This window comes from Bradyrhizobium commune, from assembly GCF_015624505.1.
Taxonomy (GTDB): domain Bacteria; phylum Pseudomonadota; class Alphaproteobacteria; order Rhizobiales; family Xanthobacteraceae; genus Bradyrhizobium; species Bradyrhizobium commune.
In genome coordinates this window covers 673,256-699,436 of the sequence record NZ_CP061379.1, presented here as the reverse complement: position 1 = coordinate 699,436, position 26,181 = coordinate 673,256, and the positions used below count along the sequence as shown (strand labels likewise).

23 protein-coding genes are annotated in these 26,181 nt (G+C 64.2%); 10 read left to right on the top strand and 13 right to left on the bottom strand.

Features of this window, described 5'->3' with window-relative positions:
• Positions 1-148: 148 nt before the first annotated feature.
• The 3 genes from IC761_RS03280 to IC761_RS03270 all read right to left on the bottom strand — a co-directional run bounded on the left by IC761_RS03280 (position 149) and on the right by IC761_RS03270 (position 3,024).
• On the bottom strand, positions 149-901 hold the full coding sequence (locus IC761_RS03280; protein WP_195801873.1) for a VOC family protein: 753 nt from the start codon (positions 899-901) through the stop codon (positions 149-151).
• 2 nt (positions 902-903) lie between these two features.
• Positions 904-1,695, bottom strand: a complete 792-nt coding sequence (locus IC761_RS03275) for an enoyl-CoA hydratase (RefSeq protein ID WP_195801872.1) — start codon at positions 1,693-1,695, stop codon at positions 904-906.
• A 123-nt stretch (positions 1,696-1,818) separates the two neighbouring features.
• On the bottom strand, positions 1,819-3,024 hold the full coding sequence (locus IC761_RS03270) for an ABC transporter substrate-binding protein (RefSeq protein ID WP_195801871.1): 1,206 nt from the start codon (positions 3,022-3,024) through the stop codon (positions 1,819-1,821).
• Between the two features lie 278 nt (positions 3,025-3,302).
• Here IC761_RS03270 and IC761_RS03265 point away from each other — a divergent pair, with 278 nt between their 5' ends.
• Together IC761_RS03265 and IC761_RS03260 are read left to right on the top strand one after the other, a co-directional pair.
• Complete coding sequence (locus tag IC761_RS03265) at positions 3,303-4,073, top strand: thermonuclease family protein (protein WP_438265079.1); 771 nt, start codon at positions 3,303-3,305, stop codon at positions 4,071-4,073.
• A gap of 135 nt (positions 4,074-4,208) precedes the next feature.
• Positions 4,209-5,600: a M48 family metalloprotease gene (locus IC761_RS03260; RefSeq protein WP_246791429.1), complete on the top strand. Its 1,392-nt coding sequence runs from the start codon at positions 4,209-4,211 to the stop codon at positions 5,598-5,600.
• A 10-nt stretch (positions 5,601-5,610) separates the two neighbouring features.
• Here the strand turns inward: IC761_RS03260 and IC761_RS03255 are convergent, their stop codons facing one another.
• Entirely contained in the window at positions 5,611-6,012 is a 402-nt protein-coding gene (locus IC761_RS03255; protein ID WP_195801869.1) for a c-type cytochrome, read from the bottom strand.
• Positions 6,013-6,069: 57 nt separating this feature from the next.
• On the bottom strand, positions 6,070-7,407 hold the full coding sequence (locus tag IC761_RS03250; RefSeq protein ID WP_195801868.1) for an MFS transporter: 1,338 nt from the start codon (positions 7,405-7,407) through the stop codon (positions 6,070-6,072).
• A gap of 181 nt (positions 7,408-7,588) precedes the next feature.
• Here IC761_RS03250 and cyoA point away from each other — a divergent pair, with 181 nt between their 5' ends.
• The 7 genes from cyoA to IC761_RS03215 are packed head-to-tail and all read left to right on the top strand — an operon-like array spanning position 7,589 to position 14,504.
• On the top strand, positions 7,589-8,749 hold the full coding sequence (gene cyoA / locus IC761_RS03245; RefSeq protein ID WP_195801867.1) for a ubiquinol oxidase subunit II: 1,161 nt from the start codon (positions 7,589-7,591) through the stop codon (positions 8,747-8,749).
• Between the two features lie 25 nt (positions 8,750-8,774).
• Positions 8,775-10,772 carry a cytochrome o ubiquinol oxidase subunit I gene (cyoB, locus tag IC761_RS03240; RefSeq protein WP_195801866.1) on the top strand — a complete coding sequence of 666 codons (1,998 nt, stop codon included), beginning with the start codon at positions 8,775-8,777 and terminating at the stop codon, positions 10,770-10,772.
• Positions 10,773-11,402 carry a cytochrome o ubiquinol oxidase subunit III gene (gene cyoC, locus IC761_RS03235; RefSeq protein ID WP_195801865.1) on the top strand — a complete coding sequence of 210 codons (630 nt, stop codon included), beginning with the start codon at positions 10,773-10,775 and terminating at the stop codon, positions 11,400-11,402.
• Positions 11,399-11,779, top strand: a complete 381-nt coding sequence (gene cyoD / locus IC761_RS03230) for a cytochrome o ubiquinol oxidase subunit IV (RefSeq protein ID WP_195801864.1) — start codon at positions 11,399-11,401, stop codon at positions 11,777-11,779. Before cyoC ends, cyoD begins: the two co-directional genes overlap by 4 nt.
• Positions 11,776-12,624 carry an SURF1 family protein gene (locus tag IC761_RS03225; RefSeq protein WP_195801863.1) on the top strand — a complete coding sequence of 283 codons (849 nt, stop codon included), beginning with the start codon at positions 11,776-11,778 and terminating at the stop codon, positions 12,622-12,624. Before cyoD ends, IC761_RS03225 begins: the two co-directional genes overlap by 4 nt.
• Positions 12,596-13,981, top strand: a complete 1,386-nt coding sequence (locus IC761_RS03220; protein ID WP_195801862.1) for an ATP-binding protein — start codon at positions 12,596-12,598, stop codon at positions 13,979-13,981. The genes IC761_RS03225 and IC761_RS03220 overlap by 29 nt, the downstream gene beginning before the upstream one ends.
• A complete protein-coding gene (locus IC761_RS03215; protein WP_195801861.1) occupies positions 13,971-14,504 on the top strand; it encodes a response regulator transcription factor in 534 nt (177 codons plus the stop codon). Before IC761_RS03220 ends, IC761_RS03215 begins: the two co-directional genes overlap by 11 nt.
• Positions 14,505-14,525: 21 nt before the next feature.
• On the opposite strand, the gene IC761_RS03210 is transcribed toward IC761_RS03215, so the two are convergent.
• The 4 genes from IC761_RS03210 to IC761_RS03195 form a co-directional block, all read right to left on the bottom strand.
• Positions 14,526-15,659 (bottom strand): 5-methyltetrahydropteroyltriglutamate--homocysteine S-methyltransferase, encoded by a 1,134-nt coding sequence (locus IC761_RS03210; RefSeq protein ID WP_210338511.1) that lies wholly within the window; start codon positions 15,657-15,659, stop codon positions 14,526-14,528.
• Positions 15,656-16,810, bottom strand: a complete 1,155-nt coding sequence (locus tag IC761_RS03205) for an ABC transporter substrate-binding protein (RefSeq protein ID WP_195804534.1) — start codon at positions 16,808-16,810, stop codon at positions 15,656-15,658. The genes IC761_RS03210 and IC761_RS03205 overlap by 4 nt, the downstream gene beginning before the upstream one ends.
• A 79-nt stretch (positions 16,811-16,889) precedes the next feature.
• Positions 16,890-17,996 carry a Rieske 2Fe-2S domain-containing protein gene (locus IC761_RS03200; protein ID WP_195801860.1) on the bottom strand — a complete coding sequence of 369 codons (1,107 nt, stop codon included), beginning with the start codon at positions 17,994-17,996 and terminating at the stop codon, positions 16,890-16,892.
• 20 nt (positions 17,997-18,016) lie between these two features.
• Entirely contained in the window at positions 18,017-18,988 is a 972-nt protein-coding gene (locus IC761_RS03195) for a PDR/VanB family oxidoreductase (RefSeq protein ID WP_195801859.1), read from the bottom strand.
• Positions 18,989-19,157: 169 nt separating this feature from the next.
• Between IC761_RS03195 and IC761_RS03190 the strand changes: the two genes are divergently transcribed.
• The gene (locus IC761_RS03190) at positions 19,158-20,369 is read left to right on the top strand and encodes a LysR family transcriptional regulator (protein ID WP_195801858.1); all 1,212 of its coding nucleotides are present in this window, start codon (positions 19,158-19,160) and stop codon (positions 20,367-20,369) included.
• Positions 20,370-20,484: 115 nt separating this feature from the next.
• On the opposite strand, the gene IC761_RS03185 is transcribed toward IC761_RS03190, so the two are convergent.
• The 4 genes from IC761_RS03185 to IC761_RS03170 all read right to left on the bottom strand — a co-directional run bounded on the left by IC761_RS03185 (position 20,485) and on the right by IC761_RS03170 (position 25,772).
• The gene (locus tag IC761_RS03185; protein WP_195801857.1) at positions 20,485-21,294 is read right to left on the bottom strand and encodes a CarD family transcriptional regulator; all 810 of its coding nucleotides are present in this window, start codon (positions 21,292-21,294) and stop codon (positions 20,485-20,487) included.
• A 349-nt stretch (positions 21,295-21,643) separates the two neighbouring features.
• The gene (gene fdxA / locus IC761_RS03180) at positions 21,644-21,982 is read right to left on the bottom strand and encodes a ferredoxin FdxA (protein WP_148751923.1); all 339 of its coding nucleotides are present in this window, start codon (positions 21,980-21,982) and stop codon (positions 21,644-21,646) included.
• Positions 21,983-22,114: 132 nt separating this feature from the next.
• Entirely contained in the window at positions 22,115-22,345 is a 231-nt protein-coding gene (locus IC761_RS03175; RefSeq protein WP_246791428.1) for a S4 domain-containing protein, read from the bottom strand.
• Between the two features lie 49 nt (positions 22,346-22,394).
• Complete coding sequence (locus tag IC761_RS03170; RefSeq protein WP_195801856.1) at positions 22,395-25,772, bottom strand: helicase-related protein; 3,378 nt, start codon at positions 25,770-25,772, stop codon at positions 22,395-22,397.
• Positions 25,773-26,181: the final 409 nt, after the last annotated feature.

Here is a 26,181-nt window from a genome sequence, read left to right as displayed (position 1 = left end):
CCGGCGAAGGCCGGGACCTATAACCACAGGAAGGAGTTGTGGCGCGCAGCTGGTCACTACGAGTCCTCGCCAAACGATGTCCTGTGGTTATGGGTCCCGGATCTGCGCTTCGCTTGTCCGGGACGACAGCAGTATTTACGGCAACAGCTTAAGCGGAAACCCGGAACGTCACGCCCCCCAGCAGAAATTCGCTGCCCGCAACAGCGAGCCCCTTGGCCCGCGCCGCATGCAGCACGCTCGCGGCATCAACCACCCGAAACTCCAGCGCGCTCATGACTTCGCTCGCGCCTTTGACGAAGCGGAAGGTTGCGTTGGGCAGCTTCAGTTCAGCGTCGCCGTTCGGCTCGACCCCAATGATCTTCCCCCAATGCTCCGCCAGCCCTTTCGGATCCGGGCTTTGCATCTCGACACCTGTCAGCGCCTGCGTCACATCGTTGCGAATGAATTTTTGCCAGTCCGGCCCCGCCGGCGGATAAGCGCCCAGGATGTCGTCGCTGCCTGCGGTGTGGTTGAACTCGATGAAGGCGGCGCGGCAGTCGCGAGGATGCAGCTGCACACCGTGATAGGGCGCGTGGTCGATGACGTTCGCCGTGCGCACGCCGATCGTATTGGCGTGACGCCCGCGCTCATCGGGATCGTCGCAGCAGAAGATCGCCATATAGCCGCCGCGGCCGCCGGTCTTCTCGATGAAGCGACCGGCCGTGGTACCGTCCTTGAACGGCGCCACCACCTCCAGCAAAATCGTGTCGACCGGGAGCAGCGCGTTCTCCAGGCCGTATTTCGCGACATTGCCGTCGCGGTAGCAGACGGCGAGGCCCATGATCTCCGCAATGTCGGAAATGACAGGCGCAAGCTGCGGTGCGACCAGGCAGATCTGCCGGAGGCGCATATAGGGCGCCATCGTCACTCGCCCTTGAAGGCAGGCTTGCGCTTCTCGACGAAAGCCTTCGCCGCTTCCTTGTGATCGGCGGTGTCGCCGCAGCGGGTGTGATGGATCGCCTCGCCGTCGAAGCAATCCTCCAGCGCGAGGTGCTCGGCGTTGTTGATGTTGCGCTTGATGAAGCCGAGCGCGATCGACGGCCCCTGCGCCAGCGACAGCGCGAGCTCGTGCGCGGCTGCGTCGATCTCTGCGTCGGGCACCACCTTGGTCACCATGCCGATCGCATGTGCTTCCTTCGCGGTCAGCACCGGCGACATCAAATAGAGCTCGCGCGCCCGCGCGCTGCCGAGCAGCTGGGTCAGGAAATAGGTGCCCCCGTAATCGCCGGAGAAGCCGACTTTTGCAAACGCGGTTGTGATCTTGCAGGACTCAGAGGCGATGCGCAGGTCGCAGGACAGCGCCATCGAGAGGCCGGCACCGGCCGCAGCCCCGTCGAGCTGCGCCACCACGGGCTTCGGCATCTGATGCAGGATGCGCGAGACCTCCATGCCGCGGCGCAGGTTCGCAAGCTTCTGCTCGAACGGCAGCGGCGCGCGGCCCTCCGCCATCGACTTGACGTCGCCGCCGACGCAGAAGCTGCCGCCGGCGCCCTTGAACAGCACCGCGCGCACCTCCGGATCGTCGGCCGCGCGCCGCGCCGCCTCGACCAGCCCGCGCACCATGTCCGGATTGAGCGCGTTCTTGCGCTCCGGCCGGTTCATGGTGATGGTGAGCAGTCCGCCTTCGAGCTTTTGCAGGACCATCTCGTCGCTCATGGGTGTCTCCCTTGTTGTTGTTTGGGCAGTCATTCCGGGACGCGACAAAGTCGCGAGCCCGGAATCCATTCTTCAACCGTCACCGCCGCCAGATGGATCCCGGGTTCTCGCTACGCGACATCGTCATTTTTTGACCAGCGGACAGCGCGACTGCTCCAGCGACTGGAACGCCTCGCTGCCGGGCACGGTGGCGAGCAGCTTGTAATCGTCCCAGCGGCCCTTGGACTCCGACGGCTTCTTCACCTCGAACAGGTACATGTCGTGCACCATGCGGCCGTCCTCGCGGATCTTGCCGTTCTTGGCGAAGAAGTCGTTGATCGGCGTCTCCTTCATCACCTTCATCACCGCCGCCGAGTCGGTCGTGCCGGCCGCCTTCACGGCGTTCAGGTAATGCATCACGGAGGAATAGACGCCGGCCTGCGCCGAGGTCGGCGGCCGCTTCATGCGCTCCGTGAAGCGTTTTGAGAACGCGCGCGTCTCGTCGCTGAGGTCCCAGTAGAAGGCTTCCGCCAGCAGCAGGCCCTGCGCGGTCTCCAGCCCGATCGAGTCGATATCGGTGACGAAGGCGAGCAGCGGCGAGATCTTCTGGCCGCCCTTCATGATGCCGAACTCGGCCGACTGCTTGATGGCGTTGACGGTGTCGCCGCCGGCATTGGCGAGCCCGATCACCTTGGCCCTGGATGCCTGCGCCTGGAGCAGGAACGACGAAAAATCCGACGTGTTGAGCGGATGACGCACGCTGCCGAGCACCTTGCCGCCGGTCTTGGTCACGACCGCGCTGGTGTCCTTCTCAAGATCCTGGCCGAAGGCGTAGTCGGCGGTGAGGAAGAACCAGGTGTCGAGCCCCGACTTCACGGCCGCAAGGCCGGTCACATTGGCCTGCGCAAAGGTGTCGAACACGTAGTGCACGGTATAGGGGCCGCAGGCCTCGTTGGTGAGGCGGATCGAACCGGGTCCGTTGAAGATGATGATCTTGTTGCGTGCCTTGGCAATCTCGGCGGCGGCAAGCGCGGTCGCCGACGCAGCAACGTCGTAGATCATCTCGACGCCCTGGTTGTCGATCATGTCGCGGGCGATGTTGGCGGAGAGATCGGCCTTGTTGAGGTGGTCGGCCGCGAGAACCTGGATCTTGCGCCCCAGCACCTCGCCGCCAAAATCCTCGACCGCCATCTTGGCCGCGGTCTCACTGCCGGGGCCGGTGATATCCGCGTAAAGGCTCGACATGTCGAGGATGCCGCCGATCTTCAGGGGTGGCTTGTCCTGGGCCTGCGCGGCGCTCGCGCTGAGCGCAAACGCGGCAGCAAAAATGCCCGACAAAATATGCTTCATCGAAAATGACCTCCCTTGATCGCCTGTCTCTGACGGCGGCTTGGTTATTGCTTTTGGCAATCGTTGTTGCCGCAATCATGCCGCATGGAGGGGAACGCAGCAAGCGCGGGTGCCATGGAGATGCGCTGTCCCGCCATCACGTTTTCCGCAAAGCGGAATGGATTGCTTCGCTGCGATCGCAACGACGGAGTATGTGACGAAAGCGGAGCATCACGCCCCTTCGTCGCCAGCCTCGCGTGAGTTAAGAGTGGAGCGCACAACAACTTCCCCGGGGTCACGTGGCGCAACTGCCTCGCATCATCGTCGCATGTCTTCTCGTCGCGGGTCACACTGCGCTTGCAGCGCCCTGCCAATTCGAGTCCCAGGGCGAAGGTCGCGTCGCGGCGATCGTCGATGCGCGCAGCGTGCGCCTCGACGACGGGCGCGAAATCCGTCTCACCGGCATCGAGCCCACCGCAACGACGAAGCAGGCATTGACATCGCAGCTCGTCGGCCGCGACGTGAGCCTGCACGGCACAGACGACACGCCCGATCGCTACGGCCGCCAATCGGCGCTTATCTTCGTCGGCGAGAGCGACAGCTCCATGCAGGCTATGCTGCTTGCCCAGGGCGACGCACTCGTTTCGGCCGAGATCGCCGACAAGGACTGCGCCGCGTTCCTGATGGCGTCAGAAGCCGAGGCGCGGCGCCAAAAAAAGGGCAACTGGGCTGACCCGTCGGCCATAAAAAACGCGGAAAGTCCGGACGATATTTTGGCGGGGATCGGGCGCTTTATGGTGGTCGAGGGCAAAGTCCTGTCGGTCCGGCAAGCTGGGGCAATGACCTACCTCAACTTCGGACGGAACTGGACACGCGGCTTTGCGGTGACTATTTCAAGGCGCACGTTACCGGCGTTCGAAAGCGCCGGGATTACCCTTAAGTCCTTGGAAAATCGGCGTATTCGAGTCCGGGGCTGGGTAGAGGGGACTACGGGGCCGCGTATCGATGTGCTCCGGGTGGGACAGGTCGAGTTGCTGGGCGCAAACGAGCCGACAGGGGTAAGGCCCTAAAATGGGGCCGGGTACGGGTTAAGCGACGTGGATGGGGTGCTAGAACAGCACAAAAAGGGCGAAGGACGCCGCCTTCGGGCTGCGCCGGTAGTGCTTTGCCTCGTTCTGGGCACAGCCCTCGCCGGCTGCGGCGACATGAACCGGTTCCAGACCGCCGCGACCTCGCCGACGGTCGCCATGCCGAAGCCGAAGCCGGCCGTGGCTCAGACGCCCGCGACCGAGAAGGAGCATGAGCGCATCCTGGCGAGCTATGGCGGCACCTATGACGACCCCAGGCTCGAATCGCTCGTCAGCAAGACCGTCGACCGGCTGGTTGCCGCCTCCGATCGCCCCGACCAGGGCTACAAGGTCACCATCCTGAATTCCGGCGCGGTCAACGCCTTCGCGCTCCCGAACGGCCAGCTCTATGTCACGCGCGGCCTGCTTGCGCTTGCGAGCGATACGTCGGAATTGTCCTCGGTGCTGAGCCACGAGATGGCGCATGTGCTGTCCAAGCACGCCGCGATGCGCGAGGACCAGGCCCGTCAGGCCGCGATCGTCACCCGCGTCGTCACCGACATGAGCACCGATCCGGATCTCACCGCGCTCGCGCTCGCCAAGACCAAGCTGACCATGGCGAGCTTCTCGCGCAACCAAGAGTTCGAGGCTGACGGCATCGGCGTCGGCATTTCCGCCAAGGCCCATTTCGACCCGTATGGTGCCGCTCGCTTCCTGTCGGCGATGGAGCGCAATGCCGAGCTGAAAGCCGGCAAGAGCTCGCTCGATCCGCGCGCGCAGGACTTCACCTCGTCGCATCCGGCAACGCCCGAGCGCGTGCAGAATGCGCAGACCATCGCACGGCAGTATGGCGCGCCGGAAGGCGCCGAGCGCGATCGCGAGAGCTATCTCGCCGCGATCGACAACCTCGTTTATGGCGAGGACCCCAGTGAAGGTTTCGTCCGCGGCCGCCGTTTCCTGCATCCAAAACTCGGCTTCACCTTCCAGGCACCGGACAATTTCACGCTCGACAACACCGCGCAGGCCGTGATCGGCGTGCGCGAAGGCGGCTCGCAGGCGATGCGCTTTGACGTGGTCCGCGTGCCGGCCGAGCAGTCGCTCGGCGATTACCTCAATTCGGGCTGGATGGAGGGCGTCGAGAAGGCCTCCACCGAGGACCTCACCATCAACGGTTTCCCGGCAGCGTCCGCCACCGCCAAGGGCGACCAGTGGCAGTTCAAGGTCTATGCGCTACGCTTCGGCAGCGACGTCTACCGCTTCATCTTCGCCACGCGGCAGAAGTCGACCGAAAGCGAGCGCAATGCGCGCGAGACGGTCAATTCATTCCGCCGCCTGACGCTCGACGAGATCCAGGCCGCGCGACCGCTGCGCATCAAGGTCATCACCGTGCAGCCCGGCGACACCGTGGAATCGCTGTCGCATCGCATGGCCGGCGTCGATCACCCGGCGGAGCGCTTTCGCGTGCTGAACGGCCTCGATCGCACCGCGCAAGTGAAGGTACGCGACCGCGTGAAGATCGTGACGGATTGAGGTGCGGTCGTTACCGCGCCTTGTCCTTCAAATACGCGATGATATCGGCGCGATCCTGTGCATCCGGCACGTCGAAGAACATCTTGGTTTCAGGCACCATGGCCTGCGGCCCGGTCAGCCATTTGTCGAGATTGTCCTCGGTCCAGACGATCCCTGAATTCTTCAGATCGGGCGAGTAATCGTAGCCGGCGACGCTGCCCGCCTTGCGGCCGACCACGCCCTTGTGCATCGGGCCGACCCCGTTCTCGTTGATCGAGTGACAGTCTGCGCAGCCCTTGTAGAGCGTCTGGCCGCGCGCGGCATTGCCGGTCGCGCCGGCGGGGCCGGCTGCGCACAGAAGCGCGATCGCAGCAGTGGCGAGAGCCAGGCTTGCAGTGCTTCGCCGGAGAACGGAATTCGACCAGATGCTCATGGAATCTCCTGTTTGCGGTCCCGCAAACAGGATCGGCCCGATCGAATATTATTCCCGTCAGTTCGACGATTCGCCCGCGTCCATGTCACCCACCTCGCGCTGGCCGCTGAGCCAGAGCGCGAGCAGGGTCCAGAACGCGCCGGAGAGCAGATAGGCACCCGAGGCGATGACGCCGAGATTGGTCGCAAGCAGAAGCGCAACGAGCGGCGCGAAACCAGCGCCGAACAGCCAAGCCATGTCCGAGGTCAGAGCCGACGCCGTGTAGCGATACATCTGTTTGAAGTTCGAGGCGATCGCGCCTGAGGACTGGCCGAATGAGAGACCGAGCAGGATGAAGCCGATCACCATGTAGATGGTTTCGCCGAAGGCGCCGGCATCGAGCAGCTGCGGAGCGAAGCCGCTATAGATCGCGATCGCGATCGCCGATCCCATCAAGAGCGATTTGCGGCCGACCCGGTCGGCGATGATGCCGGAGGCCACGATCGCGGCGACGCCGAACACGGCGGCGACGATCTCGATGATCAGGAAGCGCACCGGGCTTTCGCGGGTGAACAGGAACACCCAGGACAGCGGAAACACCGTGACCATGTGGAACAGCGCGAAGCTTGCGAGCGGCGCGAACGCGCCGAGCATGATGTTCTGGCCTTCGCGGGCGACCGTGTCGGAGATGCGCGACGGCTGCAATTCGCGGGTCTCGAACAACGAGGCATATTCCTCCGTCGTCACCATGCGGAGGCGGGCGAACAGCGCCACCACGTTGATGGCGAAGGCGACGAAGAACGGATAGCGCCAGCCCCAGTCGAAGAAATCGTCGGCCGAGAGGTTGCCGGCGAAATAGGCAAACAGCGCGCTCGCCACGATCAGCCCGAGCGGAGCGCCGAGCTGCGGCACCATCGCATACCAGCCGCGCTGCGAGGCCGGCGCATTCAACGCCAGGAGCGAGGCCATACCGTCCCAGGCGCCGCCCCAGGCCAGACCCTGCGCGATGCGCGCCAGCGCCAGCAGCCAGATCGCCGCAACGCCGATGTCGTGATAGCCGGGCAGGAACGCGAGCGCCACGGTGGCGGTGCCGAGCAGGAACAGCGCCGAGACCAGCTTGGCCGTCTTGCCGTACTCCCGGTCCACCGTCATGAAAATGACGGTGCCGATCGGCCGGGCGATGAAGGCCAGCGCGAAGATCATGAAGGAATAGAGGGTGCCGGTCAGCTCGCTCGTGAACGGAAACACCAGGCGCGGGAACACGATCACCGAGGCGATCGCGTAGACGAAGAAGTCGAAGAATTCCGAGGTGCGGCCGATGATGACGCCGATGGCGATCTCGCCGGGACTGGCCTGGTCGTGGCCGTGCTCGCCCGAGTGGAGGTCTGCCATTGCGGGGGTCTGTGCCGTCGCCATGCGTGCGCCCTTAACGTCCTGAAAACCAAAGCCGACCACCCGGCGGGGCGCCAGGCAATCTGGCCCTGTTTGAACCAACATCCCGCACTGCAACATTGGACAAATTGTCCAATGTCCGGATTGCTGCGCCGCAGCTACCCCTTGGCCCCGCAAAGAAAACTCATTCTCAAAGGCTCGGCCCGTGTCCCGTCTCAAGATCCTGGCGCTGCTACCCCTGGCAGTTGCGCTCAGCGGCTGCAACTACGTCGTGCTGGCGCCAGCCGGCGACATCGCAGCGCAACAGCGCGACCTCGTCATCATCTCCACCGTCCTGATGCTTCTGATCGTCGTCCCCGTGATGGCGCTGACGGTGCTGTTCGCCTGGCGCTACCGCCAGTCCAACATCGCGGCCCGCTACGAGCCGGAATGGGATCACTCGACCAAGCTCGAGCTGGTGATCTGGTCGGCGCCGCTGCTGATCATCGTTTGCCTGGGCGCGCTGACCTGGATGGGCACGCACCTGCTCGACCCCTATCGCAACATCGGTCGGATCAATGCGCAGCGCGCAGTGGATCAGGCCAGAGCGCCGCTCGAGGTCGACGTCGTCGCCCTCGACTGGAAGTGGCTCTTTATCTACCCCGACTACGGGATTGCCACCGTCAACGACCTTGCCGCACCAGTCGATCGCCCGATCAACTTCCACATCACCGCGTCTTCGGTGATGAACTCGTTCTACATCCCCGCGCTCGCTGGACAGATCTATGCGATGCCCGGCATGGAGACGTCGCTCCACGCCGTGATCAACCACGCCGGCACCTATAAGGGCTTTTCGGCGAACTACAGCGGCGCCGGTTTCTCCGGCATGCACTTCGCCTTCCACGGTCTCGACGACAAGGGCTTTGACGACTGGATCGCGCAGGCCAAGTCGGCGGGCGGCTCGCTCGGCCGCGCCGAATATCTTGAGCTCGAGAAGCCGAGCCAGAACGAACCAGTGCGCCGCTGGGGCACGGTCGATGCCGATCTCTACCGCTTGATCCTCAACATGTGCGTCGAGACCGGCAAGATGTGCCAGAGCGAGATGATGGCAATCGACGCCAAGGGCGGCCTGGGCCACGAAGGCCTGAACAACACGCTGCCGCTCGCCTACGACAAATACGCCCGCCGCGGCACCGCGCTCGGGCCCGAGCCTGTCTTCGTCGCCGGCACCTGCACGCCGGATGCGCCGCAAGGCCAGACGACGGCCGCGGTCAAGGCGCCGGTCGACACCACGCCCCTCGTCGGCGCAGGCCTGAAGCGGCCGACCTTCACGCCGCTGAAGTCCTCGTCCTTCTTCCTCGGACAACGTCCCAAGTCCGACTCCTGAAGTCAGACTCCTAAAGAGAGCCCGCATGTCTCCCGATCTACTCAAGCTCATCTTCGGCCGTCTCGGCATCGATTCGCTGCCGCTGCACGAGCCGATCCTCGTCGGCACCTTCGTGATGGTCGCGCTCGGCGGCATCACGCTGTTCGCCGGCGTCACCTATTTCCGCCTCTGGGGCTATCTGTGGCGCGAATGGTTCACCACCGTCGACCACAAGCGCATCGGCATCATGTACATGATCCTCGGCATCGTGATGCTGCTGCGCGGCTTCGCCGACGCGCTGATGATGCGCGCGCAACAGGCGCTCGCGTTCGGCGGCTCCGAAGGCTTCCTCCCCGCCCATCACTATGACCAGGTCTTCACCGCCCACGGCGTGATCATGATCTTCTTCGTGGCGATGCCGTTCGTCACCGGCCTTATGAACTATGTCGTGCCGCTCCAGATCGGCGCGCGCGACGTGTCGTTCCCGTTTCTGAACAATTTCTCTTTCTGGATGACCGTCGGCGGCGCGGTGCTGGTGATGGCCTCGCTGTTCATCGGCGAATTCGCCCGCACCGGCTGGCTGGCCTATCCGCCGCTGTCGAACATCGGCTACAGTCCCGATGTCGGCGTCGATTATTACATCTGGGCGCTCCAGGTCGCGGGCGTCGGAACGACCTTATCGGGCATCAACCTGATCTGCACCATCGTCAAGCTGCGCTGCCCCGGCATGACCATGATGCGGATGCCGGTGTTCACCTGGACCTCGCTCTGCACCAACATCCTGATCGTCGCTTCCTTCCCCGTCCTGACCGTCGTGCTCGCGCTGCTCTCGCTCGACCGTTACGTCGGCACCAACTTCTTCACGAACGATTTCGGCGGCAGCCCGATGATGTACGTGAACCTGATCTGGATCTGGGGCCACCCCGAGGTCTACATCCTGGTTCTCCCCGCCTTCGGCGTCTTCTCGGAAGTGACATCGACCTTCTCCGGCAAGCGGCTGTTCGGCTACACCTCGATGGTCTACGCCACGGTGGTCATCACCATCCTGTCGTACCTGGTCTGGCTGCACCACTTCTTCACGATGGGCTCGGGCGCCAGCGTCAACTCGTTCTTCGGCATCACCACGATGATCATCTCGATCCCGACGGGCGCGAAGATGTTCAACTGGCTGTTCACGATGTATCGCGGCCGCATCCGCTTCGAGCTGCCGATGCTGTGGACCGTCGCCTTCATGCTGACCTTCGTGATCGGCGGCATGACCGGCGTGCTGCTCGCGGTGCCGCCGGCCGACTTCGTGCTGCACAACAGCCTGTTCCTGATCGCGCACTTCCACAACGTGATCATCGGTGGCGTCGTGTTCGGTGCGTTCGCCGGCATCAACTACTGGTTTCCGAAGGCGTTCGGCTTCAAGCTCGATCCGTTCTGGGGCAAGATGTCGTTCTGGTTCTGGGTCACCGGCTTCTACCTCGCTTTCATGCCGCTCTACGTGCTCGGCCTGATGGGCGTGACCCGCCGCCTCCGCGTGTTTGACGATCCGTCCTTGCAGATCTGGTTCGTCATCGCCGCGATCGGTGCCGTCTTCGTCTTCATCGGTATCCTCAGCATGCTGATGCAGTTCGCAGTCTCCTTCCTCAAGCGCGAGCAGCTCAAGGACGTCACCGGCGATCCCTGGGATGCGCGCACACTGGAATGGGCGACCTCCTCGCCGCCGCCGGACTACAACTTCGCCTTCACCCCCGTCGTTCACGACAACGACGCGTGGTGGGACATGAAGAAGCGCGGCTACCAGCGTCCGCTCGCCGGATTCAAGCCGATCCACATGCCGAGCAACACCGGCACCGGCATCATCCTCGCCGGCTTCGCCACCGCGATGGGATTCGGCCTGATCTGGTACATCTGGTGGCTTGCTGCCGTCAGCTTTGCCGCGATGCTCGTCGTCGGCATCGGCCACACCTTCAACTATCACCGCGACTTCGACATTCCGGCCAACAAGGTCGTGGAGACCGAGGAAGCACGCACCCAACTGCTCGCCGGAGCCAAGTAAATGACGGTCTCTGTCAATCCCGCCCAGACCGGCGAGCCGGTCTTCTATCTCGCCGACGAACACCCGCATCCCGAAGGCTACAGCACCTCGCTCGGCTTCTGGATCTATCTGATGAGCGATTGTCTCATCTTCGCGATGCTGTTCGCCGCCTTCGGCGTGCTCGGCGCCAACTACGCCGCCGGGCCCGCGCCGAAGGATCTGTTCGATCTCGACCTGGTCGCGGTGAACACCACGATGCTGCTGCTGTCGTCGATCACCTATGGTTTTGCGATGCTGACGATGCAGCAGAACAAGATCGGCCAGACCCAGATGTGGCTCGCGATCACCGGCCTGTTCGGCGCCGCCTTCATCGGCATCGAGCTCACCGAATTCGCCCACATGATCCATGAAGGCGCGACGCCGCAGCGCAGCGCCTTTCTGTCCGCCTTCTTCACCCTGGTCGGCACCCACGGCCTGCATGTCAGCTGCGGCCTGATCTGGCTGGTGACCCTGATGGTGCAGGTCTGGAAGTTCGGCCTGATCGAGGCCAACCGCCGCCGCCTGATGTGCCTGTCGATGTTCTGGCACTTCCTCGACGTGGTCTGGATCGGCGTTTTCACCTTCGTCTATCTCCTGGGAGTTCTGCGATGAACACCGACACCCACGCCGCCCACGCGGACGATCATCACCACGGTGATGGTCACGCCCACGGCACGTTCTCGACCTATATGCTCGGCTTCGTGCTCTCGGTGGTGCTCACCGCGATCCCGTTCTGGCTGGTGATGAGCGGCACGCTGCCGAGCAAGCAGATCACTGCGCTGGTGATCATGGCTTTCGCAGCCGTGCAGATCGTCGTGCACATGATCTACTTCCTGCACATGAGCCCCAAGTCCGAGAACGGCTGGAGCATGATGGCGTTGATCTTCACCATCGTCATGGTGGCGATCGCACTGTCCGGTTCGCTGTGGGTGATGAACCACCTCAACAGCAACATGATGCCGATCCACGAGATGACGGGCATGAAGTGAGCGATCCCGTGAGATCCGACGGACGCGAAACGCGCAGCCTAATAAGGGCTGCGCGTCCCTCTTTGTCGCTCACGGTTCTCTCGCTCATCGCCTTCGCCACCCTGATCGGCCTCGGCCTCTGGCAGGTCGAACGCCGCACCTGGAAGCTGGCGCTGATCGACCGCGTCGAGCAGCGGGTTCATGCGGCGGCCCGGCCGATCCCCTCGCCCGCGTCATGGCCGACGGTCACCGCCGCCAACGACGAATACAGGCACGTCGCGGTCACCGGCCACTTCCTGCATGACCGCGAGACGCTGGTTCAGGCCGTCACCGAGGAAGGCCCCGGCTATTGGGTGCTGACGCCGCTCGAGCGCAGCGACGGCACGCTGGTCTTGATCAACCGCGGCTTTGTGCCGTCCGAACGGCGCGATGCATCGATGCGCCGGGACGGCAATCAGGACGGCCGGGTCGAAATCACCGGCCTGTTGCGGATGACGGAGCCAAAAGGCGGCTTTCTCCGCAACAACGACCCCGTCCACGGCCGCTGGTATTCGCGTGATGTCGCCGCGATTGCGGCAGCACGCGACCTCGACGGCGTCGCCCCTTTCTTCATCGATGCCGACGCCGGATCACAAGCCGGCAACGGTCCGATCGGCGGATTGACCGTGGTCCGCTTTCCCAATAACCACCTGATCTACGCGCTGACGTGGTTTGCCCTGGCTTTCATGCTGGCAGGTCGACTTTTCGTCACATTCGGCGGCGGGCTGTTCCGCCGCAAGCGCTTCGTCCACGAACCGGCCGGCGGCTCTGATGCTGTCGCACGCAGGACGGGATCAGATGCTGGAACGATCGTCGAACCGACCTGATGACGGGAACACCTACGGCGAGCCCGCCGTCACGCTGCAATCGCAGGCGGACGCGCGCAGCGAGCTGATCGGCGCGGCGCCGACCGACGACGAGACCAATCGCAAGAACATGGCGCTGCTGATCCAGCTGCGCTGGACCGCGGTGGTCGGCCAGATCGTCACCATCGGCGGCGTGCATTTCTGGCTCGGCATTCCGCTGCCTATCACGCGGATGGGTGCGGTGATCGGCGCGCTGGTGTTCCTGAATGTCTCGAGCCTGGTCTGGGTGCGCCATCGCGCTGCGATCACCAACAATGAGCTGCTGGTCGCGCTGATGCTCGATGTCGCAGCTCTGACTGCGCAGCTCTACCTCAGCGGCGGCGCCACCAATCCTTTCACCTCGCTGTTCCTGCTCCAGGTGACGCTCGGCGCCGTGCTGCTCGATGCCCGCTCGACCTGGTCGCTGGTGGCGTTGACCTGTGCGTGCTTTGTCTGGCTGACCCTGGCCTATCGGCCGCTCGACCTGCCGCCGAATCCGCTGAGCGAGACCTATACGCTCACCGTCACCGGCATGCTGCTCGGCTTCGCGCTGAACGCCGTGCTGCTGGTGGTGTTCGTGACCCGCATCAACAGGAACCTGCGCGAGCGCGATGCGCATCTGGCGGCGCTGCGTCAGCATGCCGCCGAACAGGATCACATCGTCCGCATGGGCCTGCTCGCCTCCGGCGCGGCGCATGAGCTCGGCACACCGCTGGCCTCACTTTCGGTCATTCTGAGCGATTGGCGCCGCATGCCCGATCTCGCCGGCGATCGGGAGCTCGCCGAGGATCTCACCGAGATGGAGACCTCGCTGCAACGCTGCAAATCCATCGTGACCGGCATTCTGGTGTCGGCGGGCGAAGCGCGCGGCGAAGGCTCGTCGCCGACGACGGTCACGGCCTTCGTCACTGCACTGGTCGAGGAATGGCGCAACGCGCGATCGGCGCGGACGCTCTATTTCGTCAACACGTTTGGCGAGGACGTCGCGATCGTGTCCGACGTCGCGCTGAAGCAGGTGATCTTCAACGTCCTCGACAACGCCTATGAGGTCTCGCGCGACTGGGTCGAGCTGCTGGCCGAGCGCGAGGGCGACAATCTCGTACTGTCGATCAGCGACCGTGGCCCGGGCTTCGCGCCGGAGATGCTGGCGCAGCTCGGAAAACCCTACCAGTCGAGCAAGGGCCGCGCCGGCGGCGGGCTCGGCCTGTTCCTGGTGGTGAACGTGGTGCGCAAGTTGGGAGGCAGCGTGACCGCCGAAAACCACAGGAAGCGCGGCGCCACGGTCCGTCTCACGCTGCCGCTGGCAACGCTCGCGATCGGAGGTAGCTTTGACGCCTGACCGTTCGCTCATCGTCGTCGAGGACGACGAAGGTTTCGCGCGCACGCTGAAGCGCTCGTTCGAGCGCCGCGGCTACGAAGTCGTGCTTGCCGCCTCGATCGAAGAGGTCCGGAAAGTCCTGGAGGAGCGCTCTTTTGGCTACGCCGTGGTCGATCTCAAGCTCGGCGGCGCCTCGGGCCTTGCCTGTGTCGAGCTGCTGCACACCCACGACGAAGACATGCTGATCGTGGTGCTGACCGGCTTCGCCAGCATCTCGACCGCCGTCGAAGCCATCAAGCTGGGCGCCTGCCACTATCTGGCAAAGCCCTCCAACACCGACGACATCGAGGCCGCCTTCCACAAGGCCGAAGGCAACGCCGAGGTCGCGCTGGATGTGCGGCCGACCTCGATCAAGACGCTGGAATGGGAACGCATCCACCAGACGCTGATCGAGACCGATTTCAACATCTCGGAGGCGGCACGGCGGCTCGGCATGCACCGGAGGACGCTGGCAAGAAAGCTCGAGAAGCGGCCGGTGAAATAGGGCCGCCGTCGCCCCGGCCCCCTACGCGGCCCCCCAATACTCCCTTGCCGTCTGCACCACCAGCGCGAGCTTGGCGCGTTGGTCGACCTCCGTGATCAGATTGCCTTCGACCACGCTGGCAAAGCCGCATTGCGGGCTGAGCGCGAGGAGCGACGGATCAATCAGCCTCCCAGCCTCGTCCAGGCGCCGCTTCAGGGCATCCTTGTCCTCAAGCTGCGCATGCTTGGTCGTGACCAAGCCGAGCACGACCTGCTTGCCCTTCGGCATAAAGCGCAGCGGCGCGAACGAACCGCTGCGCTCGTCGTCATATTCGAGCAGGAAGCGGTCGACATCGAGTAGCGCGAAGCAGCTGTCGGCGAGCCCCTCATACGTTCCTTCCGCTAGCCAGGTGCTGCGCGCATTGCCGCGGCAAATATGGATGCCGATCGTCGTCGCTGCCGACCGCTCCGCGATGCAATCGTTGATGAGACGGATGTAGCGCCGCAGCCGGGTGTCGGGATCGTCGCCATCGGCGACGACCTCGGCGCGCAGATTCGGATCAAGGAAATAGCTGAGCAAAGGATCGTCGATCTGTATGTAGCGGCAGCCGGCGGCCTCCAGCGCGGCAATTTCGCGGCGGTACACCGCCGCAACATCGCCGAAGAAGGCCTCGATGTCGGGATAAACCTCTGCCGAGACAGACTTGCGACCGCCATGGAAATGCAACCGCGTCGGCGACGGCACGGCGATCTTGGCAACGGTCTTGGCATGCTTCTGGACGAAGCGGAAATCGTCGGTAAGGATCGGCGCGGCGGCGCCGACACGACCCGAGACCCGCACCGACTTCGGCACATATCGCGGAGCCTCATTGGTTGCGAAAGCGGTCCCGCCGCCTGCGACGATCTCGACGCCCTCGAGCTTGCGGACGAAGTCAATCCACCAGTTCTCGCGCCGGAACTCCCCGTCGGTGACGACGGGGAGCCCGAGCCCCTCCTGGTAGGCGATGATTTCGGCGATCGCGCGGTCTTCTGTCCGATGCAGCGCCGCTGCATCGATCTCGCCCAGCTCAAAGCGTCGCCGCGCCGCGTGGAGATAATCCGGTCGCAGCAGGCTGCCCACCGTGTCGGCCCGGATCGCAGCGTTCAAGGAGACGTTCATATGACCGCGGTCCGTCATTTGCCTTCCGACGCGCCATGCGCCGGATCCTTCACGTTCGGAAAAGTTTCGAACTCCATGTTGTAGAGCTCGCCGTCGTGGCGCTCGACCTTGCGCATATAGATGTTCTGGACGATGTCGCGGGTCGCCGGATCGATCGAGATCGGTCCGCGCGGACTGTTCCAGCTCTGCCCTTTCATGGCAGCGATGAGGGCATCGCCATTGGTGTCACCCTTGGTCGCCTCCACGGCGCGATAGATCAGTTCGAGAGCGTCCCAAGCACTCACGGCGACGACGTTGGGGCGCATGCCGGGATTGGCCGCCTTGAACTGGGCGACGAAGGCCTTGTTCTCGGGCGAGTCGTGGCTCGCCGAATAGGGGCCGCCCGTGACGGCCCCAACAGCTGCATCCCCCATGTTGTTGAGGAGATCATCGTCGGTCAGGTCCGACATCGCGACCAGCTTCATGCCGGCCTTGTCCAGGCCGCGTTCGACGAACTGCTTCATGAAGTTGCCGCCTGCACCTGTGGGAACGAACACGAAGAGTGCGTCCGGCTTGGCATCGGCGGCGCGCTGGAGAAACGGCGCGAAATCCGGGTTGGCGAGCGGTACCTTCAGTTTCTCGATCACGCGGCCGCCATGCGCTTCGACGGTCTTGGCAAACCATTCCTCGGCATCTAGTCCCGGCCCGTACTCAGACACGATACTCACAAAAGTCTTCGAACCCGATTTCGGCGCCCACTCGCCGATGACGCTTGCGATCTGAGGGATCGATTGCGAGGTCCGCACGATGTAGGGCGATTTTTCCACGATCGACGATGTCGCTGCGACCATGATCACTTGCGGTACCTTGGCCTTGGCGGCGAATGCCGCCGCCGAGAGCGCCGCAGGCGTGTTGCCAAATCCTGTCAGGATCGAGACGCGGTCCTGCGCGAGAAGCTCCTGGGCGAACCGGTTGGCGATATCCGGCGCGCCGCGATCGTCGCGAAGGATGAACTCGATCTTGCGGCCGGCGACCGTGTCGCCCTTCTCCTTGGTATAGGTCTTGATGGCGGCTTCGATCTGCTTGCCGTTCGATTGGAACGGCCCGGTCATTGGAATGATCACACCGATCTTGATGGGATCCGCAGCCTGTGCCGCGGTCGCCAGCCCCAGCGCCGTCGCTGCAGCCATCCACCAGACGTTCAATTGCTTGCTCACGCGTCTCTCCCCTTCAATTTTGTTTTGGTCATCCGTAGTGATTGCGCTGCGCTCAGCGCGCTTCCTTTGCAGACAGTCGATACATGATGCGGCGGGCCATAAGGCCGGGCTTGTCGGGCGCAAAGCTCAGATCGAATTGCGCCTCGCCGTCGGTCCGTACGACCTCGCTGATCCATTCGAGGGCCTCGACATCCTCGTGATAGGCCTGCGAATGCGCCTCGAACATGAACTTGTCGATCTCGGAATCAACCGGTCGATAGTCGCGCGAGTTGAACCACCAATAATGGATGGAATTGTTGGTCTCCGGCGTGAAGACGTGGGTGATGTTGTAACGGTAGAGCGAGGGCTGCCCCGGATCGGGCGCGGGATCGCGGACGCTGGCAAAGGCGGTGTGAAGCGCAGGCGAGACGAAGCGCGCCTCGGACGCACGATCGACCCGCTTGTGCATGATGTTGGCCGGTTTGCCGTAGACGCCCGGGGGCGGGGCGTCCTTCAGCTCGCGGCGAATGACCACCTGGTTGTTCTCGGTGGAGACGCTGAGCTTCGAGCGTGCGTATTCCGGCGTGCCCACCGTACCCGGATGCAGGAACGGAAAGTGAGTCTGGTCGATCAGGTTTTCGTGCATCGCCACGTAGTCGGATTTGATGTGGAAGCTGCCGGTCACCGTTCCCCAGGCGGGATCGCTGAGCCACGAGGTGTCCGGGATCAGCGCTTCGTCGGCGAGATCAGGCGCACCCATCCAGATCCAGGTGAGCGGCCCACGGTCCGCGATCGGAAAGGTCTGGACAGTTGCGGTCGCGGGCGCCTGGGTGAGTGCCGGCATATGGGCGCAGATCCCGTCGGGTCCGAACTCCATGCCGTGATAGCCGCAGACCAGCCGGTCACCGACGAGCTTGCCGCGGGCGAGCGGAAAGGACCGATGCGGGCAGCGGTTGCGCATCGCGACCGGCGCGCCAGCTTCGGTGCGGAACAACGCGACATCGATCCCGAGCAATTTGCGCGCCAGCGGCGTGCGGCCGATCTCGCTCGCGCGCGCGCAGGCATACCAGCAATGGCGGATCAGCGGCGTGGCGTGGTTAGCGAAATCGCCGGGCTCCTGCGGCTCCATCGCGGCAAAGATGGCCTCGTCGGTTGGTCCGGACAGGTCGATCGTATCCATCGGCACCCTTCCTTGTTGGGCTAAATGTTGAGGGCAAGCGCGCGGCCGGTGATCCGCGAGCAGCAGATCGCGATCTGCTGGCCTCCGCGATGTTGTTCGTCGCTGAAATAGCGGTCGCGGTGGTCAAGCTCGCCGTCGTATTCCGCGACGTCGGTGACGCAGAGACCGCACTCGCCGCGGCGGCAGCTCGACAATGTGTCGACGCCGGCGAGCTCGAGCGTCTCGAGGATGGTCATGCCGGCGCCAACCTTCACACGGTGGCCACTCGACAGCCGCACCTCAAAATCTCTGTCATCAGGCCTGTGGGCCGCATTGAAGACTTCGAAGCGGACGCGCTCCTTGCGCCAGCCGAGTGCGGATGCGGCCTCACGCAAAGCCTCGATCATCGCGCCAGGTCCGCAGACATAGACTTCGGTCCCGGCGGGTTGGCCGGACAGCAGGCCGGTGAAACCGGGAATGCCGTCACGCCGACTCTCGTGGAGGGTCAGGCGATTGCCGCACAGGCCTCCCAGCTCTCCGACATAGGCCATCGCGGAGCGCTCCTGGCCCGCATAGAACATCGAGAAGTCGAGATTCCGCATCCGCAGCGAACGCGCCATCGCAAGCATGGGTGTGACGCCGATGCCGCCGGCGACCAGCAATCTGTTCGCCTGATGGCGAGCCAGTCTGAAGGCGTTGATCGGCCGCGAAACGGTCAATGCCGTACCGGGACCGAAATTGTCGTGAATGAAGGCGGAGCCGCGGGATCGATCCTCGCGCTGAACGGCAATCCGCCAGAAGGGCTCGGGAGCATCGTGAAGCGTGAGCGGACCGACGATCGAATAGTGCCGCGCGAAATGATGTTTGCCGCCACCGAAATGCAGCTCGATATGACTGCCGGATTCCGCCATCGACAGAGGGTGGCCATCCGCGCGTCCGATCCAGAATTCGGCGATGCGATCGGTCAAGCCGCGGCGCGCGAGCACGACGGCATCGATACCCTTGCCGGACATGAGACCTCCCGGGCGACGCCGGCGCGTCGGCGGCGCGATGATTATCGTCTCTAGCTAGCAGAATAGGGCAGCGGGCAATTATGCAGGCTTTGAAATAGACCTTGCAAAAAGTGAATATTGCTCCGATCGTCCGAAGGCATCGGTCCGGCAGCAGGCCCAGAACACCCACGTGAAACGAACACCCATCCTCACCATCAAGCAGGTGCGGGTCATCAGCGCGGTGGCGAGTTGCGCCAGCCTTGCGCGCGCAAGCGAGCAGCTGAACGCCAGCCAAAGCAGCCTGTCCCGCGCCATCGCCGAGGTCGAAGGCGGCCTGCGCCAGCAACTGTTCGCGCGTGGCTGGACCGGGATGGAGCCGACGTCGCAGGGCGAGATTGTCATCGCGCGCTGCCGCCACATGATGTCGAACATTGAGAGCGCGCAGGAGGCGCTGAGGGCCACAGGCGCGCGTATTGCCGATCTCGGCCATCACCTTGCCTGGGAGCTGCTCAACGCAGTCAGCGCGGTCAGGAAGACCGGCAACGTGTCGGCCGCGGCCGAATATCTGGAACGATCACAACCGGACATCAGCCGCGCGCTCGGCCGGATCGCGGCAGCAACAGGCAGGCCGCCATTCGAGCGCACGCGGTCCGGCATGAAGACAACGGGCGACGCCGTCATCCTGGCCGACCTGCACACGAAGCTGCTGATGGATGTGATGACGCTGCCGGAACAGCTCGAGGCGTTGTCCGGCAAGGTGACAGGACGCGTTGCCGTCGGCCTGTTGCCGTTCTCCGAGCAGGACATGGTGGTCAAGGTGTTCGGCAAGATGCTGAGCCGGCATCGGCATGTCCGCCTTCAGGCCGTCACCGGCAGCTATGCCGCCTTGATCGACGGATTGCGTCAGGGCGAGCTGGACTTCGTCATCGGCCCGCTGCGCCAGCCGCCGCCTTATGACGTCCTCGAGGAGCGGCATCTCTACGATGAGTTCTTCGCCATAATCGCGCGCGCGGATCATCGTCTGGCCAAGGGCCGCCGCAAGCTGAAAGATCTCGTCGGCGAAAACTGGGTCGTTGCACCGCACGGCACGCCGACGCGGCGCTATTTCGAGGAACTGCTGATCGGACAGGGTTTGGTGCCGCCATCACAGACCTGCGAGATCGTCACCTTTGCGCTTGCCGAGCAGATGGTCATGAACAGTGACGTCATCGCACTGCTGACCTACTCGCCCACAAAGCTGAAAACCATTGCGAGAGGACTGAAGGCTCTCTCGATCGAGCTCCCCGCCAATTCACGTGCGATCGGTTTGACCTATCGCAAGAATCAGCCGTTTACGCCTGCGCAGCAGAGTTTTCTGGAGATCCTCGATCAAAGAGCGGCGAGGCTTGCTCGCGTCAAGTAGCGCGGCATGGAGAGATCTCGCGGCAAGTGAGAGGATCATCGTCGCATGCATCAAACAAAAAGCCCGACCTCTCGGCCGGGCTTTTGATCTGTTGCGATCGACGATCGCGAAGCGCTTACGCAGCCTCGTCGGCGACCGTGGTGTCGTCGCCATCGGTATCGTCGGTATCGCCCTCGGCATCCGTCTCGCCTTCGGCGGCTTCCGCCTTGGCACCGGTGCGGCGCGGGCTCTTGGCGAGCTGGGCCTCGATCTCCTTGACCGCTTCGGTCTCGGTCGAGTGCTGTACCACCGCGATCTCGCGGGAGAGGCGATCGAGCGCCGCTTCATAGAGCTGGCGTTCGCTGTAGGACTGCTCGGGCTGCGACTCGGAGCGATAGAGATCGCGCACGACTTCCGCGATCGCGACGATGTCGCCCGAATTGATCTTCGCTTCGTATTCCTGGGCGCGACGCGACCACATCGTGCGCTTGACACGGGCGCGGCCCTTCAATGTCTCCAGCGCCTTCTTGACCAGCGCGGGCTCGGACAGCTTGCGCATGCCGACGTTGGCGACCTTGGCGGTCGGAACGCGCAGCGTCATCTTGTCCTTGATGAAGTTGATGACGAACAGCTCGAGCTTCGCACCCGCGATTTCCTGCTCCTCGATGGCCAGGATCTGGCCGACGCCGTGAGCGGGATAGACGACGAATTCGTTGGCCTTGAAGCCCTGGCGCTGGGTCACAACCTTCTTTTCCTCGACCTTCGGCGCGGGTGCAGCGGCCTTCACGGCCGGCTTGACAGCAGCAACGGGGGCTTTGGCAGGGGCGGCAGCAACAGGGGCCTTCGGAGCAACGGGCTTGGCAGCGGGAGCCTTAGCAGCGGGAGCCTTGGCAGCAGGCTTGGCAACGGTCGCTTTCGCGGCCGGTTTGGCAGTCTTGTGAGGCATTGCGCTTCTTTTGTTCTTCGAGGACTTTGCAGCCGGCGGCGCCTTGGCAGCGGCCCGACCCTTGGATGCGCTACGGCTGGCCGCGGCGACTTTTTTGGCCTCCTTATGGGAAGCCCTCGCTGAAGTACTCTTTTTACGCGTTTTCTGTGACACAGCCTGCGCGCGGAAACTGCCACGCCCCTGTTTCGACATTTGGTTTCACGGGAACCCAGAGGGGCCAACGGGGCTGACGGGGTTCGGCTTAATGTGCCCAATATAGCACATTTCCCGCAAAAATCAATGATTTAGGGGCTATTGTGACTGGTTTTCAACGCCGACGAAGGTATTAGGGTTAAGTTTGCGCCGGAATTTAGTCTCCGGAGCCCGGATTCGGAGAAAAATATTTCTCGAACTTCCCTTCCATCCCGTCGAACTCCTTGGCGTCGTCGGGTGATTCTTTCTTCTGGGTGATGTTCGGCCAGCTCTTGGCGTAGTCGGCGTTGACCTGGAGCCACTTTTCAAGGCCCGGTTCCGTGTCCGGCTTGATGGCGTCGGCGGGGCATTCCGGCTCGCACACGCCGCAATCGATGCACTCGTCAGGATGGATGACGAGCATGTTCTCGCCCTCGTAGAAACAGTCGACCGGGCAGACCTCGACGCAGTCGGTGTACTTGCACTTGATGCAGGCTTCAGTGACGACGTAAGTCATCCAACGCTCCGAAAAGCTCTTTTAAAAGTCGCGGCTTGCGTAGCGCGGATGGCCCGGCGCCGCAAGGTCGGGAAGCCCCGATCATGACGGCTTTATGCGTGTGATCGGCCAAGAAATGAACTGAAAGCGCAATTAATTGCGCTTTGCATCACTGAGCTCCTCGTAGAGCACGCGCGCGGAGGAAGCGTCGCCGCGCTTGTCGTTGAACGCCATCACCTTCAGCACGCGCACGGTGCGATCGAGCGCGATGGTGAGCACGTCGCCGAGCTTGATCGCATGGCCCGGCGATTTTTCGCGGGCACCGTTGACGCGGACGTGGCCGGACTCGACGAGCTCAGCCGCGGAGGTGCGCGCCTTCACCACCCGCGCGTGCCACAGCCATTTGTCGAGACGCTGCCGCTCGGTCGTGGGATCACTCCTTGCGACCGGCGAGCTGCTCTTTCAGCGCGGCGAGCTTTGCAAAGGGTGAGTTGGGATCGACGGGCCGATCGCGCTCGCGCGGATTCGCAGTCGATGCGTAGGGACGCAGCGACGGCCCGCCCTGGCGATCGCGGCCCTTGTCGCGGTCGCGGCCGCCGCGATGCTCGCGGCCGCCGTCGCGATCGCCGGGCTTGCCCTTGTTGCGATCGCGGTCCTTGCCCTCGAAGCGGCGGTTGTTGTCGTTGCGCTGCTCGCGGCGCTCGCCACCCTCGGCACCACCTTCACGCGGCTTGCGGAAATCCTTAGCCCCATCCCTGCGATGACCACCGTGACGATGACGCTCGTTACGCTTCTCGCCATCGGCAGTTTGCGCCGCTTCACCTTCGGCCGGCGCAGCAGCACCTGCCTCTGCGCTCGTCTGCTGCGAACGCGGCTGGTTGTGATGACGCTGATGCCGATGGCGCTCGTGGCGCGGCTTGCGATCCTCGTGACGGCCGCCGGGACGCCAGACCTCGACGAGCTCGGGCTCGGCGGGCGCGGCAGCGGATTCAGGCGCGGCAGCATCGGGCGATGCGGCCGCTTCCGTTGCGGCGGTCTCGGCGGGCGCGACTTCAGCGGTTGCCTCAACAGGTGCAGCGGGCTCTTCGGCCGGCGGCGCGATGCCGGGGGCGTCTTCGGGCGTGACGGGCGTTTCAGATGAGGCTTCGAGCGCGGGCTCTTCCTGCGCCGGCTCGTCGTGCTGCTCCATGCCGGGCGCGTCTTCGACGGTGACCGGCTCGGCGGTGGCTTCGATCGGGGTCTCCGCGGGCGCGGCAGCTTCCTCGGTGGCAACCGCCTCGGCCACCGGCGTCTCCACAGCAGGCGCTTCAGCTGCCACAGGCTTCGGCGGCAGCGGCGGGCGCTTCTCCATGCGATAGCCGAGCGCACGCAGCACGGAGGCGAAGTCCTCGCCGGCGGAACCGGTGAGCGAGGTCATCGCCTGCGTCACCACAAAGCTGCGGCCGTCGAACGCGCCGGCGGGCTTTTCGCCCGGCGAATTCTCGCGCCAGGCCAGCGCCGGGCGGATCAGGTCGGCGAGGCGCTCCAGGATGTCGACGCGGACGGCGCGCTCGCCGGCCTGCTTGTAGCCGAGCACGCGATAGGCATCGCGCGGCAACGCCTTGTCGACCGGGAACGAGGTGCGGCCCGACGATGCCAGATGCTGCGCGCCCGAGAGCGAGGACAGATCGACATTGTCCTGCTTCAACGCCCACAGCAGTGCTGCGAGCGCACGCGCGGCGGGCTTCAGGATGCCGGGGAAATAGATGTGATAGGCGCCGAAGCGGACGCCGTATTTGCGCAGCACCGCGCGCGAGGGCTGGTCGAGATCCTTCAGCTCGTTGGCGATCTTCGGCCGCTCCAAGACGCCGAGCGCCTCGACCAGCTGATAGGCGATACCGCGGGCAATGCCGGTGACGTCCTCGGCCTTCGACAGCTCGAACATCGGCCCGAGCAGCTTTTCGATATGCGTCTTGAGCCAGAGATCGAGCCGCGCCTGCACCTTCTCGCGGGGAGCGCCCGTGAGGCGCTCGTCGGAGATGATGCGGATGCGCGGATGCAGCGCCTCCTCTGCGGCAGTGAGTCGCGCCACCGCATCGCCGGTCCAGCGGATGGTGCCGTCGGAGGTCAGCACGAACTGCTCGTCCGGCGCGCTGCCCAGTTTTTCGGCGCGCGCGTTGATCTCGCCGGCGAGCACCGCTTGCGCGGCAGCCTGCAAGGCTTTCGCATCGGAGCCGGCTTCCGCCGCATCCGGTGCAAAGGTGAAGCCATCGAGGCGGCCGATGACATGGCCTTCGACGATGACTTCGCCGGTCTTGCCGATTTCCGTATTCAAGCTCGTGTTCTCCCGCAGGCGGCGCATCAATACACTGGTCCGGCGATCAACGAAACGCTCAGTCAAGCGTTCATGGAGCGCATCAGATAATTTATTTTCGATCTCCCGCGCGGTCCCCTGCCAGTGCTCGGGGTCGGCGAGCCAATCCGGCCGGTTAGCGACGAAGGTCCAGGTGCGGACCTGCGCGATCCGGCCCGACAGCGTGTCGATGTCGCCGTCGACGCGGTTGGCCTGGTCGATCTGGGCCGCGAACCAGGCGTCGGGAATGCGGCCCTTTTGCATCAGGAAGCCGTACAGCGTCGTCACCAGCTCGGCATGGGCTGCCGGCGACAGTTTTCGGTAGTCCGGGACCTGGCAGGCCTCCCAGAGACGTTCCACAGCAAGCCTGCCATGCGCGATATCGCGCACCTCGACGTCGCGGGCGGCGTGGTCGAGCACGCGCATGTCCTCGGCGATCGGCGCGCGCGTCAAGACCTCATGGCCGGGCGACTGGTTCAGGGACACCTGGAGCGCGCCGAGGGAGGAGAAATCGAGCTTCGAGTTGCGCCATTGCAGCATCTTCACGCTGTCGAAGGTGTGGTTCTGGAGCGCGTTGACGAGCTCGGGCTCGAACGGGCCGCAACGGCCGGTGGTGCCGAAGGTGCCGTTGCGTGTGGCGCGCCCCGCACGGCCGGCGATCTGCGCGAATTCGGACGGCGTCAGCCTACGGAACTGGTAGCCGTCGAACTTGCGGTCGGAGGCAAAGGCGACGTGATCGACGTCGAGATTGAGGCCCATGCCGACGGCGTCGGTGGCGACGAGGTAATCGACGTCGCCGTTCTGGAACATCTCGACTTGTGCGTTGCGGGTCCGCGGCGACAGCGATCCCAGCACCACGGCGGCGCCGCCGTGCTGGCGGCGGATCAGCTCGGCGATGGCGTAGACCTCGTCGGCCGAGAACGCGACGATGGCGGTGCGGCGCGGCTGGCGCGTAATCTTGCGGTCGCCGGCGAATTCGAGCTGCGACAGCCTGGGCCGGGTGATCATGGAGACGCCGGGCAACAGACGCTCGATGATCGGGCGCATGGTGGCAGCCCCTAACAGCAGCGTCTCGTCGCGGCCGCGGCGGTTGAGGATGCGGTCGGTGAAGACGTGGCCGCGCTCCAGATCAGAGGCGATCTGGATCTCGTCGACGGCGAGGAAGGAGACGTCGAGGTCGCGCGGCATCGCCTCGACGGTGGAGACCCAAAAACGCGGGTTCTTCGGCTTGATCTTCTCCTCGCCGGTCACAAGCGCGACGGCCTCAGGGCCGACGCGGGCGACGATCTTGTTGTAGACCTCGCGCGCGAGCAGCCGCAGCGGCAGCCCGATCAGGCCGGACGAATGCGCCAGCATCCGCTCGATGGCGAGATGGGTCTTGCCGGTGTTGGTCGGCCCGAGCACCGCAGTGACGCCACTGCCTGGAACTCGATCGGCAAGCGCGCGCTCGGAAGCGAAGGGGGAGGAAGAGAAGGCCATGTCTGGATGATTAGGTAGTGGCGATTGGGGCGAATGTCAGTGCTGTTTGGGGCGGCGGTGGTTGGACCGAAAGGCCGCGGCGTGCTGGATGCCCCGGTCAAGCCGGGGCATGACAGCGGAGTGTTTGGGAGCATCTCCCCGAATCCCGCGCAACTGTCTCACTTTGCGACGCTTTTCCCGTTGGCTTTAAGCTTCGGAACGACTCTAGAACGAATCGCGGCCGAATCGCTGACTCCCCTCGGAGTCCTGTTACGTTCACGCAACATGTCGCGGGACTCATTGTTTCCTGCACTAGATGGAGTTTTGGCCCGGCGTACAAGCGACGATTTGATGACGCGTTCCTTAATGTTGGGGACGGCGCGGAGTCGAATCAGAATCGGGGCAGAGTCAAATGGATTCGCTGGCCGCG

What these genes read in the sequence shown, in the direction of transcription:
- IC761_RS03255 (WP_195801869.1), bottom strand. Translation starts at nt 6,012, where the DNA reads ATGAGCATCTGGTCGAATTCCGTTCTCCGGCGAAGCACTGCAAGCCTG.
- IC761_RS03200 (WP_195801860.1), bottom strand. Translation starts at nt 17,996, where the DNA reads ATGGATACGATCGACCTGTCCGGACCAACCGACGAGGCCATCTTTGCC.
- cyoD (WP_195801864.1), top strand. Translation starts at nt 11,399, where the DNA reads ATGAACACCGACACCCACGCCGCCCACGCGGACGATCATCACCACGGT.
- IC761_RS03210 (WP_210338511.1), bottom strand. Translation starts at nt 15,659, where the DNA reads ATGACGGACCGCGGTCATATGAACGTCTCCTTGAACGCTGCGATCCGG.
- IC761_RS03275 (WP_195801872.1), bottom strand. Translation starts at nt 1,695, where the DNA reads ATGAGCGACGAGATGGTCCTGCAAAAGCTCGAAGGCGGACTGCTCACC.
- IC761_RS03280 (WP_195801873.1), bottom strand. Translation starts at nt 901, where the DNA reads ATGGCGCCCTATATGCGCCTCCGGCAGATCTGCCTGGTCGCACCGCAG.
- IC761_RS03250 (WP_195801868.1), bottom strand. Translation starts at nt 7,407, where the DNA reads ATGGCGACGGCACAGACCCCCGCAATGGCAGACCTCCACTCGGGCGAG.
- cyoB (WP_195801866.1), top strand. Translation starts at nt 8,775, where the DNA reads ATGTCTCCCGATCTACTCAAGCTCATCTTCGGCCGTCTCGGCATCGAT.
- IC761_RS03195 (WP_195801859.1), bottom strand. Translation starts at nt 18,988, where the DNA reads ATGTCCGGCAAGGGTATCGATGCCGTCGTGCTCGCGCGCCGCGGCTTG.
- IC761_RS03260 (WP_246791429.1), top strand. Translation starts at nt 4,209, where the DNA reads ATGAACCGGTTCCAGACCGCCGCGACCTCGCCGACGGTCGCCATGCCG.
- cyoC (WP_195801865.1), top strand. Translation starts at nt 10,773, where the DNA reads ATGACGGTCTCTGTCAATCCCGCCCAGACCGGCGAGCCGGTCTTCTAT.
- fdxA (WP_148751923.1), bottom strand. Translation starts at nt 21,982, where the DNA reads ATGACTTACGTCGTCACTGAAGCCTGCATCAAGTGCAAGTACACCGAC.
- IC761_RS03220 (WP_195801862.1), top strand. Translation starts at nt 12,596, where the DNA reads ATGCTGGAACGATCGTCGAACCGACCTGATGACGGGAACACCTACGGC.
- IC761_RS03205 (WP_195804534.1), bottom strand. Translation starts at nt 16,810, where the DNA reads ATGGCTGCAGCGACGGCGCTGGGGCTGGCGACCGCGGCACAGGCTGCG.
- IC761_RS03270 (WP_195801871.1), bottom strand. Translation starts at nt 3,024, where the DNA reads ATGAAGCATATTTTGTCGGGCATTTTTGCTGCCGCGTTTGCGCTCAGC.
- IC761_RS03185 (WP_195801857.1), bottom strand. Translation starts at nt 21,294, where the DNA reads ATGCCTCACAAGACTGCCAAACCGGCCGCGAAAGCGACCGTTGCCAAG.
- IC761_RS03170 (WP_195801856.1), bottom strand. Translation starts at nt 25,772, where the DNA reads ATGGCCTTCTCTTCCTCCCCCTTCGCTTCCGAGCGCGCGCTTGCCGAT.